This is a genomic window from Phaeovulum molybdatiresistens, assembly GCF_023544865.1.
Classification (GTDB): domain Bacteria; phylum Pseudomonadota; class Alphaproteobacteria; order Rhodobacterales; family Rhodobacteraceae; genus Pontitalea.
Window position 1 is genome coordinate 35,029 of sequence record NZ_JAMJFX010000016.1, and the last position, 11,638, is coordinate 46,666.

10 protein-coding genes are annotated in these 11,638 nt (G+C 66.8%); 6 read left to right on the forward strand and 4 right to left on the reverse strand.

Annotated elements, in window-relative coordinates:
• Positions 1-3 precede the first annotated feature (3 nt).
• Entirely contained in the window at positions 4-255 is a 252-nt protein-coding gene (locus MXB90_RS11765; protein WP_250044974.1) for a hypothetical protein, read from the forward strand.
• Between the two features lie 147 nt (positions 256-402).
• Here the strand turns inward: MXB90_RS11765 and MXB90_RS11770 are convergent, their stop codons facing one another.
• Positions 403-1,206 carry a helix-turn-helix domain-containing protein gene (locus tag MXB90_RS11770; protein ID WP_250044976.1) on the reverse strand — a complete coding sequence of 268 codons (804 nt, stop codon included), beginning with the start codon at positions 1,204-1,206 and terminating at the stop codon, positions 403-405.
• A 289-nt stretch (positions 1,207-1,495) separates the two neighbouring features.
• On the opposite strand from MXB90_RS11770, the gene MXB90_RS11775 reads away from it, so the two are divergent.
• Positions 1,496-1,732: a hypothetical protein gene (locus MXB90_RS11775; RefSeq protein ID WP_250044978.1), complete on the forward strand. Its 237-nt coding sequence runs from the start codon at positions 1,496-1,498 to the stop codon at positions 1,730-1,732.
• On the opposite strand, the gene MXB90_RS11780 is transcribed toward MXB90_RS11775, so the two are convergent.
• Complete coding sequence (locus MXB90_RS11780) at positions 1,700-2,221, reverse strand: hypothetical protein (protein WP_250044979.1); 522 nt, start codon at positions 2,219-2,221, stop codon at positions 1,700-1,702. The genes MXB90_RS11775 and MXB90_RS11780 overlap by 33 nt on opposite strands.
• On the reverse strand, positions 2,214-2,939 hold the full coding sequence (locus tag MXB90_RS11785; protein WP_250044980.1) for a helix-turn-helix transcriptional regulator: 726 nt from the start codon (positions 2,937-2,939) through the stop codon (positions 2,214-2,216). The genes MXB90_RS11780 and MXB90_RS11785 overlap by 8 nt, the downstream gene beginning before the upstream one ends.
• 601 nt (positions 2,940-3,540) lie before the next feature.
• Between MXB90_RS11785 and MXB90_RS11790 the strand changes: the two genes are divergently transcribed.
• The 4 genes from MXB90_RS11790 (at position 3,541) to MXB90_RS11805 (ending at position 10,975) form a co-directional block, all read left to right on the forward strand.
• On the forward strand, positions 3,541-5,292 hold the full coding sequence (locus tag MXB90_RS11790) for a hypothetical protein (protein WP_250044981.1): 1,752 nt from the start codon (positions 3,541-3,543) through the stop codon (positions 5,290-5,292).
• 204 nt (positions 5,293-5,496) lie between these two features.
• The gene (locus tag MXB90_RS11795) at positions 5,497-7,593 is read left to right on the forward strand and encodes a hypothetical protein (protein WP_250044982.1); all 2,097 of its coding nucleotides are present in this window, start codon (positions 5,497-5,499) and stop codon (positions 7,591-7,593) included.
• A gap of 14 nt (positions 7,594-7,607) precedes the next feature.
• Entirely contained in the window at positions 7,608-9,614 is a 2,007-nt protein-coding gene (locus MXB90_RS11800) for a type I secretion system permease/ATPase (protein WP_250044983.1), read from the forward strand.
• Positions 9,611-10,975 carry an HlyD family type I secretion periplasmic adaptor subunit gene (locus MXB90_RS11805; protein WP_250044984.1) on the forward strand — a complete coding sequence of 455 codons (1,365 nt, stop codon included), beginning with the start codon at positions 9,611-9,613 and terminating at the stop codon, positions 10,973-10,975. Before MXB90_RS11800 ends, MXB90_RS11805 begins: the two co-directional genes overlap by 4 nt.
• Positions 10,976-11,027: 52 nt before the next feature.
• Here the strand turns inward: MXB90_RS11805 and ilvN are convergent, their stop codons facing one another.
• Positions 11,028-11,588 (reverse strand): acetolactate synthase small subunit, encoded by a 561-nt coding sequence (ilvN, locus tag MXB90_RS11810; protein WP_250044992.1) that lies wholly within the window; start codon positions 11,586-11,588, stop codon positions 11,028-11,030.
• Positions 11,589-11,638 lie beyond the last annotated feature (50 nt).

Genomic DNA, 11,638 nt, shown 5'->3' on the forward strand with positions numbered 1-11,638 from the left:
ATGATGGATCTGATCGTGGGCGACAAGCGGGTGGTGCCGGGTGCGATGCGCGCCATCCCCGGCGGTGTCGAGGTGGACCTGAGCGGGCCGGCGCTGTTGTCGCTGCTGGATGCCACCTTCGCGGGCCCGGCCTCGGTCGAGCTGTGGGACCGGGGCAGCGGCCCCCGCCCGATGCGCGTGGCCGATATCCGCATGCAGGGCGCGCGCACCACCGTCACGCTGCTTGGCGCGGGCGGGGCCGCGCGGATGAACTGAGATCCGGGGCGGGTGCGCTCGCCCCAGACGTCGAGAAGGCCCAGGCGAAACCATAACACCTCGGGCGGTGAACCAAAGAGCCTGATCGACGAAACTGGCGGGGCGGCCCCTGGGCGCGCCCCGCCTTCTTGTTTGTGGGGTTGGGCGTCAGTTCGGGTGGTCCTGCATCAGGTGGCGGGCAAACAGCGCGGGCACCTGATCCATCGGGCGATAGCCGGTTTCGCGCGCCAGCCGGATCAGCGGCGGATGCGGGGCCAGCAGATGTTCGGCCAGCACCCCCACCGCGCGCAGCTGCCCGGCCGAACGGTCGCGCGCCAGCGTGGCATAGCCCGCATGCAGCGTGCCAAAGCCGGCATGGCCTTGGCGCAGATAGGTGAAGCGGTGCAGCCGTTGCCCGCGCGGCATCGCCAGCGCCGCCACCCCATCCTCGGCGCGCATGACAAAGCCCTGCACCGGCACCACGGGCGGGCGGGCCATGTCGAAGGCATAGGGCGTCAGCTGCTGCGGCTCATAGCTTTTGATCAGCGTCAGCGGGCCTTCGCGCCAGACCCGCGCCAGCGACATCACCGCCCGGTCGGGCAGGGCAAAGGACCGTCGCCAGATCCTGAACAGCCCGCTGGGGAACATCGTCTCGGGGATCTGCAATTCCCCCGCCTCGGGGCGGCTGCGGTCCATCACGTTGGCCAGATGCTGATGAACCGACGGCGGCGGGATATCGTCGATCGGTTCCAGCAGGATGCGCGCATCGACCCCGAAATGGGTGCAGATGCGCTGCAACACATCGGGCCGGGGAAAGGCGCTGCCGTTCAGATAGCGCAGGAACTGGGTGCGGTTGATGCCCAGATCGCGGCACAGTTGCGACACCGATCCCGCCGGGGCCGCCAGACTTTGCAGGTTGCGCCCGAAGATGGCGCGGATGTCCTGGGGCGAATGCGCTTTGGGTGCTGTCATCGGGGCTAGGTTACCTTGGGTTTAATGAAGCTGTTACAAAACGTCCTAAGGTGGAATTGGATCATTTCGAAACTGTGTCAAGCCTGTCGCTGTTTGGCGACATCCTGTCGTTTAGATGTTAAGAAATCGTAAGTTGTTGACAATAAATAAACACTCAAAAAACGTCGCGGGCGTCCTATCTAAAGATCAAGTTGACGCAGCGGAATTTTTATCCGCAGCGAAAGGCGCGATGTGGGGTAATGGTATGATGCAATGTGTTCTCGTTTGGCGGGATCGACCGGGTGAAACGGTGGTTGTGCGCAGTTCCGCCCTTGGCATCTTTGCGCAGACGCGTGGGGGGCGTCGCGCGCGGGCACTGCCGGACCCGCTGGTCCTGGCCCGGGCCGAGCTGCAGATTGCCCGTGCGGTGGTGCAGGCCTGCCATGTCGTGTCGATCGTGCGTCTGGCCGAAGGGGCGCTGCTGGCGGGCGCCGGGGCCGGGATGGCCGAGATCTCAGAACGGGAAGCCATAGTCGCCCACGATTGACCAGATTTCCGCATTGACCTGCTGCAATTCGCTCAGGGCCGCGTCGATTTCGGCCAGCGTGGCGCGGTCCAGCGTGCTGGCGGCGCCCATGCGGATGCTTTCGCGCCGGTCGGCGATCCGCATCAAGATGGCGCGCGGCGGGCCGCCTTCGGCATCGAAGGCATAGATGCAGTGGTTGAAGCGGTTGCGCAGCGCCGACAGCGTCTTCATCCGGGCGCTGACCGACAGGATGCGCGCCTGTGCTGCGGGCGGGATCGGGCAGGGGTCGCGCTTGGCCAGGCGTTCGACCAGATCCAGCCGCGCGCGCGTGGTGTTCAGCGTCAGAAACAGGATGACCGCGGTGTCCTTGTCGGTGCGCGCCAGCCCCGCGATCAGATGGATCAGCAGGCTTTCGGTATTGGTCCAGGCATAGTTCAGCTGGCCGATGCGCAGCAAAAAGGCGTCAAACCCCGGTGGGGGTGGGGCGGTGCCCGCCGCGGGATCAGCCATGATGCGCCCGGTGAAAGACCAGCGCGGCCTCGGTCCGGTTGTGGACGCCCAGTTTTGCGATGATCCGGTGGATATGCAGCTTGACCGTATGTTCCGACAGGTTCATCTGCAGCGCGATTGCCTTGTTTGCCTGCCCCAGTGACAGCATCTGCAGCACCTCGGTTTCGCGCGGGGTCAGGCCATAGCGGGTGCAGGGGTTATCCTGGGTCGCGGGTGGCGCGGTGGCGGGGCCGCCCTGTGCGCCCGCCCGCCCCATCAGATCGGGCGGAATGTAATGCCCGCCCGACAGCGCCATGCGCAGCACCGCCAGCCAGGTTTCCAGATTGAGGTTCATCGGCAGCAGGCTGATCGCCAGATCAAAGACCGCCTGACCCTGCGACCGGATCAGGTCCTGCGCGACGTCGCGGTGGGTATAGGCGATGATCAGGCCCGCATCATTCAGCATCGGGTGGCGATCGGTGCGGGCCACGATCAGCGGGTTGGCCTGGGATTCCTCGACGACAAGGGCGCAAAAGGGCTGTGGCGGCGGGTTGTCCAGCAGCGCGGCAAGGCTGGGCGCGCGGATCGGCTGCACCGGGCGCAGTTCGCTTTGCACAGTGCGCAGGACGGTATCGGGAAACTGGATGGCCGAACCCACGAAACACAGCGTGGCGGCCCCGGCGGCACAGTTTTCGGAAAGCGGGGACGGAAAATCATCCGTAAAAGCGGCGGCATTCATAAGATCGTTACTCCGCTGTCAAGGGGCACAAACAATCTGACCCTGGGTAAGCTTTGACAAAGCTGGACCGTAACACATTTTTGCCACAGTTTCATCGCCCAAAGGGACTATCTTGGGTGGGGAATTCCAGACCTGCGGCCGGATATCAACGGAAGATACACGTTTAGGGTGTGTCCGGGCCGGCGCCGGTTAGCCGATTCGGTTGTGCAGCGCGGCGATCGCCTCACCGAACGCCGCCCCCCGGGCCACAGCCCCGCCTGACCCCGCCGATCAGGCTAGACCGTCCGGCGGATCGGGATTTCCTGACCCGGCCCAGAAAACCCCGTCCTGCGGCACAGTTGGCCGCCTGACCCCGGAATTAGCCCGAACGGGTGATTGTTTCAAAACCCCGTCTGCCGAAAGATCGCGCATGTTGGTGGCGCGGTCCACCAGCACCTGAAACCCGACATGGACAGGCAATGCCCCGACGCCCCGGCGTCGGACGGTGGTTTTGCGCGCCCATGCCGGCCCAACAGGCGCATCAGCGCCGAACCGGACCGGGCACGATACCGCCTGTCAGATGAATGGCGGTCGCTGCGGTCCCCGACAGGAGTGAGGATCGATGAAACGCAACAACTATTTCTGGGGCGACTGGGACAATCAGCACCAGAGCCAGGACCAGGATCAGGACCAGGATCAGGGTCAGCACCAAGGCCAGCATGCGATGCAGGGCCAGGGCCAGATGCAGGGCCAATATAGCGTCAGCGACAATGCCAATGACAATGCCAATGACAATGACAACGGCAATGCGAATGGCAATGCCAACGGTAACGCCAATGGCAACATGAACGGCAACGCCAATGGCAATGGCAATATGAACGGCAATGCCAATGGCAACATGAATGGCAACGCCAATGCCAATGGCAACACGAATGCCAACACCAACACCTCGCAGACCGATGTCGGCGTCACCTCGGATACGGATGTCGATGTGGATGTCGATGTGGACATTGATCTGGGGCTGGATGGGATGATGCCCTCGGATGATGACTTCGCCGATCTTGACCTGAGCCATTCGTCCACCGGCGACATCTTCATGTCGAACGGCGGCATGAGCTTTGAGAACGGCCATGATGTCGCGTTGAACGACATTCTGAACGGCGCGCTGACCGGCGGGGGCAACGACGTGGGTCTGGTCAACGCCCAAGGCAACGTTCTGACCGACAATGACGACCTTAGCGGGGCCAGCGTGGCCAACAATGCGCCCTTCACCTTCAACGGCACCGCTGCGGGCGGGCAGGCCCATGCCGCCGATGGCATTGATGCCACGGGCGGCGAAGGCGGTCATGGCGGCGATGCCTGGTCCCAGGGCGATGACGGCGGCGCGGCCTTCGCGGGCGGCGGCATCGCGATCGGCACCGGCGCACAGTCGGGTGACGGTGGCGCGGCCGAGGCCGATGGTGGCAGCGGCGGCGACGGCGAGGCCGATGGCGGCGACGGCGGCCAAAGCGATGCCGATGGTGGCAACGGCGGGTCCAGCGGGGCCACGGGCGGCGCCGGTGGCGGCGCAGGGGCTGACGGCGGCGATGGCGGCCTTGGCCTGGGCGTCGGGCTTGGCCTGGGGCTGGGTGCCGGGATCGGCGTGTCGGGCGATGCCACGGGCGGCACGAGCGATGGCGGCGATGGCGATGGCGGCGATGCTACGGGCGGTGACGCCTCGGGCGGCGGCGCGGTCGGCCTTGGCCTTGGTCTGCTGGGGCTGGGTCTGGCCGACGGTGGCGCCGGGATCGGCGGTGATGCCGATGCGGGCAATGGCCCGGGCGGCGATGCCGGCGATGCGGGGGGCGCAGGCTCCTGGGCGGGCGGCACCGGCGGCGGCAGCGGCAGCGGCGGCGGCTCGGCCGCGGGCGGCACGGGCGGGCTTGGCTCGGCCGCGGGCGGCACGGGTGGCCTTGGCTCGTCCGAGGGCGGCCTGGGTGGCCTTGGCTCATCGATGGGTGGCTTGGGCGGTCTTGGCTCGGCCGCGGGCGGTGACGGCGGCGGGGCGATGGCCTGGGCCGGCGGGTCCGGGTCCGCGACCGGCGGCTATGGCGAGGCCGGCGGCGGCATGGCGCAGGGCGGCATGGGCGGCGCGGGCGGCTATGCCTATGGCGGCGCCGGTGGTAATGCGGGCGGCCTTGGGTCCTGGGGGTCGGGCAATGGCGATGACGGCATCGTCACCGGCGAATCCTATGCCAGCGCCGCGGCCCAGCTTAGCGCCACGGCCTTCAACCAGTCGATCGTGATGGGGGCCAACGTGCTTGGAAATTCCGTCGATACCACGGTCGTCGGCGGCTCGCTCAGCTCAAGCTATGTGGGCGATGACGAGCTGTGATGTGACACTGCCGGCAGGCGGCCCCCGGTTGGCCGGTCAACCCCAAGACCGCTGATCCGGGACCGGCCCCGCCGGAAGACCCCGCGCCGTTTCCCCCAAGACGGCGCGGGGTTTCAGGCCTTCTGGTTCCGCATCCCGCAGGACTGCCAGGCCCCGATGCAGACTGGCCCCCCGGGGCCGATCCGCAAGGAAAGGAGGGGAGCGATGTTTGATCTGCATTCCGAAACGATTGCCCATTTTATCGGTCATTTTCAGCTTCTTGTCGAACGGGCCATGTTGCGGCTGGACCATGATCGCCTGGTTTATGCCGCCAAACAGATCGCGGACCCGCCGCCCTTGCCACATGTGACGGTCAAGGTCGAAAGCCTGCTGGCCCCCGCCGATCTGTCCTTTGTGGCCCCCCGCCTGCCAGATGCGGGCCTGCCTGCCGGGGCGATGGTGCCCGGCGCGGCCTGGGCGGCGCCGGTCGCGGGGGCACCGGGCCCGGCGCTGGCGGTGCCTGGCTTGCCCGCGCCGCCCGCGGCACTGCCCGCGGTGGCGCTGCCCGTCGCATCGGGCCAGATCACCTGGACGATCCCCCCCGCCGATCAGGTCGCGGTCATCACGCTGCAATACAACCTTGCCCAGGATCAGGACATCTGGCTGGACGGTATCTTTGCCACCGCCGCAAGCCCGCTGGGCGCGCCGATCCCCTTTGCCGCGCTGGCCGCGGATCTTGAGGCGCTGGTGGCGCTGGCGGGGCAGCTGATGCAGGTGGCCCCGCTGGGGGCCAGCCTGACCGGCGCGGCGGCGATGACGCAGCTGCGCGACGATCTGGCCACGACCGATCCGGCGCTGGCGTTCGTGGCGGCGCAGATCACCCTGCTGTGCGCGGGCGATGCGCTGCCCGATGCGGACGACGCGATCGTGCCCTTCACCGGGGGTATCGTGGTCAATGGCGTGCTGGCCAGCGCCGTGCCTGACCATCTGCAGTTGGTGCTGGACGCCCGCACTCCCGCGCCCGAGGAGGGCCCGGACGACGCGGTAACGCTGCAGACCGATCCCGCGCCGCTGGCCCAGCAGGTCACGACCGGGGGCAACCTTCTGATCAACGAAACCGCGTTGGGCCACGATTGGCTGGATGCGCCGGTGATCGCGGTGGCGGGCAGCGTGACCGCGCTTTCCGTGATCGCACAGGTCAACCTGCTGTCGGATCGCGACCGGGTTGAGGGCCCGGCCGATCTGGCAGGTCCGGGTGGGGCCAATGCGGGTGGTGCCAATACGGCCTCGGCGGCGTTCAACATCGCCAGCCTGTCCAGCCAGTCCCAGCTTGCCGCGGCCCAGGCCCTGGCCAATGCCCGCACCGAGGCCGCGCAGGCCGCCGCCGGCGATGGCCCGGCCGATCCGATCCTGCCCGCGCATTGGGCGGTGACGCGGATCGAAGGCGATGTGCTGATCGAGAATTGGGTTCTGAAGGTCAACCTGTTGTCCGATGACGATGTCGCCCGGTTTGAGGCCGGGCATCACGGGCTGCAAGTGGCGATGGGCGAAAACGCCCTGGTGAACCTGGACAGCCTGCTGGCGCTGGGGGCGCATTACGACCTGATCATGATCGGCGGGCAGATGATCGACCTGACCCTGATCCAGCAGGTCAACGTGCTTTTGGACAATGACCATGTGCTGCTGATGGGCGGGGCGGGGCCGCAGGGCCTGGGCGCGGTGGAAAGCCACGGCAATACCCTGTGGAATGAAGCCGCGCTGAACCGGGTCGGGGTCGATTACCATACCGATCTGGATGCAGGCTTTGCCGATGTGTTGCAGGCGCTGGCCGAAGGCAGGGACGATCTGTCCGCCATCGCCGCCGATCCGCTGTTTGAAGGCTTTGAGGCGCTGCGTGTTCTGTATATCGAGGGCGACCTGATCCGGCTGGATGCGATCACCCAGGTCAACATCCTGGGCGATGCCGACCAGATCGCGGTGCTGGCCGATCATTACGCCGGTGAAGGGCTGCTGCCGCTGGACCTTGCGGCGGGGGACAATGTGCTGATCAACGCCGCGACGCTGACGCAGGCGGGCGTGGACAGCACCGTCATGGCCGGGGGCGGGGTCTATTCGGATGCGGTCATCTGGCAGGCGGGTCTGCTGGATACCGATGCCGCGCCGCTGGAGGGTGGCTTGGGCGCGCTGGCCACCGAGGCGGTGGCCTTTCTGGCCGAGGGGATGATCGACCCGATCCTGCCGTCCGAGGTCGATCTGGCGATCGCGCCCGATACCGGGATGACGGTGCCCGGTCATGACGTGATGCACAGCGTTCTGACATGACGAAAAGGATTGCGATGCAGGCCACCAGATCCGCGACCGACACCGCCCCGCCCCTGTTCCGCACCGGGAGAAAACCCGTGACCGACCCGCTGATCCTGTCCCCCGAAGCCCGCGTCCCGCGCGCGGACGATCCCCCCGCCGCCCGGGCGGCAGGGGCGGGCGACGCCCCCGGCACGGGGGGCGGCCGCGCGGATGGTGGCGGTGCGAACCAGGCCGCCCCGGGACAGCAAGGCGGCGGGGCCAGCTTTCACCGTCGGCTTGGCCCGGTCGATTACACCCGCACCCTGGGCGACACGCGGCGGCGCATCCGGGCCAATATGCTGTTCGTCGGGCTGATGACCTGCGCCACAAACGTGCTGATCCTGTCGATCCCGATCTATCTGTTCCAGATCTCGGACCGGGTGCTGACCTCGCGGTCGACCGATACGCTGGTGATGCTGACGCTGGTGATCACCGGCGCGATCGTGGTGCAGGCGGTGCTGGATGCGGTGCGCCGCTTCGTGCTGATGCGCACCGCGACCGATGTGGCCGCGCGGCTGGGCGCGCCGATCCTGTCGGCGGCGGCGCAGGCGGCGCTTCATTCCAACGGGCGCGAATATCAGACGCTGGGCGATCTGAACCAGCTGCGGTCTTTCCTGGTGTCGGGCACGCTTCTGTCGTTTCTGGATGTGCCCTTCGCGCCGCTGTTCATCCTGGCGATCTTTCTGATCCATCCGCATCTGGGCATGATCGTGGTGACCACGGCGGCGGCGCTGGCGGTGTTTGCCTATATCAACCAGCGGCTGACCTCGGACGGGTTCCGCCGCGCCACGGCGCATCAAAGCCGGGCGAACCTGCATCTGGAATCAATGGCGCGCAACAGCCAGATCATCAACGCCATGGCCATGATCCCCGAGGCGGTGACGATCTGGGGGCGCGATACGGCCGCCTCGCTCAAGGCGCAGGTCGAGGCGCAGGACCGCAACATCTTGACCGCCTCGGCCTCGCGCATGGTGCGGCTTTTGACGCAGGTGGCGATGCTGGGCTGGGGGGCGTGGCTGGCGCTGGACGGGCAGATCACCGGGGGCATGGTGATCGCGGCCTCGATCATCGCGGGGCGGGCGCTGGCGCCGATCGAGGGGTCGATCGAGGGCTGGAACAGCTTTCTTCTGTCGCGCGCGGCCTATGACCGGGTGGCGGGGCTGCTGCAATCGAGCGCGCAGAAATTCGACAGGCTGCGACTGCCCCACCCCGAGGGGCGGCTTGATGTGGAACGGCTGCTGTATGTGCCCGCAGGCACGCGCACGGTGGTGTTGAATGCGCTGACCTTTTCGCTGGCGCCGGGCGATGCGCTGGCCATCATCGGCAATTCGGGCGCGGGCAAGACCACGCTGGGCAAGATGCTGGTGGGCTCAATCCTGCCCACATCGGGGGCGGTGCGGCTGGATCTGATGGATCTGCGCAACTGGGATCCGCGCCAGCTGGGTGAAATCGTGGGCTATCTGCCGCAGGACGTGCAGCTGTTCCCCGGCACGATCAAGGCCAATATCGCGCGGATGCGCGATGATGCCAGCGATGAGGCGATCCACCGCGCGGCGATGCTGGCGGATGTGCATGACATGATCGCAGGCCTGCCGCATGGCTATGAAACGGTGGTCGCGGCGGATGGATCGCCCCTGTCGGGCGGCCAGAAACAGCGCATCGGGCTGGCGCGCGCCTTCTTTGGCGATCCGAAATTCGTGGTGCTGGATGAACCCAATTCCAACCTGGATACGGCGGGCGATCAGGCGCTGGTGCGGGCGCTGGGCCATGCGCGTGCCCATGGCATCACCACGGTGGTGATCACGCAAAAGCCGTCGATCCTGAGCGCGGTGGACAAGATCATGCTGCTGGCGGATGGCAATATCGCGCTGTTCGGCTGGCGCGATCAGGTGCTGAAGGAACTGGAAAAGCGCCAGCGCGCCCGCCCACCCGTGCAGGCCCCCCCGCAGGCCAATCCCGCCCTGAACGGCGGCGCCCCGATGAAGGGAACCCCGGCATGACCCAAGCGCATTTGCCCGCCCCCGTCACCCCCCCGGCCCAGGCCTATTCCGCGCCCTGGTATGATGAGGTGCCCCGGTCGATCCGCAATCAGGTGATCTTCGGGCTTTTGGTGCTGGCCATGGCATTTGGCGGCTTTGGCGTCTGGGCCTTCACCGCGCCGCTGGCGGCCGCGATCATGGCGCCGGGGTCATTCGTGGCCACCGGGCGCAACAAGATGGTGCAGCATCTGGAAGGGGGTATCATCAAGGAAATCTCGGTGTCCGAAGGGGATTTCGTCACCGAAGGCGCTGCCCTGTTGCGGCTGGATGAAACCGCCGCGCTGGCCAATGAACGCGCGCTGTTCCTGCGCCGCGCGCGCCTGGACGCGATGGAGGCGCGGCTTCTGGCCGAATATGAACAGGCCGACCGGCTGGTCTTTCCCGACTGGTTGACGCCGGCCCGCGCCGATCCCGAAATCGCCGCCATGCTGGACAGCCAGCGCCTGTCCTTTGAGATTGCGCGCACCCGGCTGACCAATGAACTGGCGCTGCTGACGCGCAACATTTCCGCGCTGGAAAGCCGCGCCGGGGGCTATAGCGCGCAGCTGACCGCGACCGAGGCACAGCTGGACATCCTGCGCGAGGATCATGCCAGCAAGGCGCAGCTGCTGGAACAGGGGCTGATCCGGCGCACCGAGATGAATGCCCTGCGCCGCGCGCTGGCCGAAACCGAAGGCCAGGTTGGCCGGCTGCGCGCCGAGGTCACCGAAAGCGCCGAGATGCAGGCCCGCTACCGCGCGCAGATGGATCAGGCGATTTCCACCTATCGCCAGGCGGCGCTGGATGAACTGCAGCAGGTGCAGGCCGAACTGGACACCGTGCGCGAACAGGAACGCAAGGCAAGCTCGGTGCTAAAGCGTGTTGTGATCGAGGCGCCGGTTACCGGCACGGTGGTGCGGCTGAATTATTCCGGCGCAGGCGGCGTGATCGAGGCGGGCAAGGTCATCGCCGAAATCCTGCCCGCCGAGGCGCCGCTGATCATCGAAACCATGATCGCGCGCAATGATATCGACAGCGTGAAGGTGGGGCAGGTGGCCTCGGTCCGGCTGATCGCGCTGAACCAGCGCACGACGCCGGTGTTGCAGGGACGGGTCTTCTACGTCTCGGCCGATGCGATCGCCGACCGGACCGAGGGCGTCCAGCGCGAGGTTTATCTGGCGCGGGTCGAACTGCCGTCATCCGAACTGCGCCGGGTGCCGGGCTTTGCGCCGCTGCCGGGGATGCCGGTCGAGGTGATGATCCAGACCGCCGAACGCAGCTTTGCGCAATATCTGGTCAAGCCCATAACCGATTCGATGCAGCGGGCCTTTCGCGAACAATGAACGGCAAACGGGCCGGGAAACCCCGGCCCGCTGCAATTCGGCTTGGCCCCGGTCAGACCCCGCGCGCCAACGCCGCAATGCCGGTGCGCGCCACATCCACCAGACCCAGCGGGCGCATCAGATCGGCAAAGGCATCGATCTTGTCGGATGTGCCGGTGATTTCAAAGACAAAGCTTTCCAGCGTCGAATCGACCACATTGGCGCGGAAGATATCGGCCAGGCGCAGCGCCTCGACGCGCTTTTCGCCAGTGCCGGCCACCTTGAACAGGCCCAGTTCGCGTTCCACCGAAGGCCCCTCGACCGTCAGGTCATGCACCTCATGGACGGGGACGATCCGGCCCAGCTGCGCCTTGATCTGGTCGATCACCGCCATCGTGCCGCGCGTGACGATGGTGATGCGTGAACGGTGGCCCTTGTGGTCGACCTCGGCCACGGTCAGGCTGTCGATGTTGTAGCCGCGACCGGAAAACAGGCCGATCACGCGGGCCAGAACGCCCGATTCATTGTCCACGATCACCGCCAGCGTGTGGCTGGTTTCAACCTGGCTGTGGCTGTCGCGCAGGTCATAGGCAGAATGGCTGGTCGAGCCTTTCTTGATGTTCAGAGCGGCCATCGCCTCTCTCCTTATGCAAAAGTCATTAAGGGTCCGGGGACCGAAGCCCC

Coding starts and splice junctions, on each gene's coding strand:
- MXB90_RS11800 (WP_250044983.1), top strand. CDS start 7,608: ATGCAGGCCACCAGATCCGCGACCGACACCGCCCCGCCCCTGTTCCGC.
- MXB90_RS11805 (WP_250044984.1), top strand. CDS start 9,611: ATGACCCAAGCGCATTTGCCCGCCCCCGTCACCCCCCCGGCCCAGGCC.
- MXB90_RS11785 (WP_250044980.1), bottom strand. CDS start 2,939: ATGAATGCCGCCGCTTTTACGGATGATTTTCCGTCCCCGCTTTCCGAA.
- MXB90_RS11770 (WP_250044976.1), bottom strand. CDS start 1,206: ATGACAGCACCCAAAGCGCATTCGCCCCAGGACATCCGCGCCATCTTC.
- MXB90_RS11790 (WP_250044981.1), top strand. CDS start 3,541: ATGAAACGCAACAACTATTTCTGGGGCGACTGGGACAATCAGCACCAG.
- MXB90_RS11780 (WP_250044979.1), bottom strand. CDS start 2,221: ATGGCTGATCCCGCGGCGGGCACCGCCCCACCCCCACCGGGGTTTGAC.
- MXB90_RS11765 (WP_250044974.1), top strand. CDS start 4: ATGGATCTGATCGTGGGCGACAAGCGGGTGGTGCCGGGTGCGATGCGC.
- ilvN (WP_250044992.1), bottom strand. CDS start 11,588: ATGGCCGCTCTGAACATCAAGAAAGGCTCGACCAGCCATTCTGCCTAT.
- MXB90_RS11795 (WP_250044982.1), top strand. CDS start 5,497: ATGTTTGATCTGCATTCCGAAACGATTGCCCATTTTATCGGTCATTTT.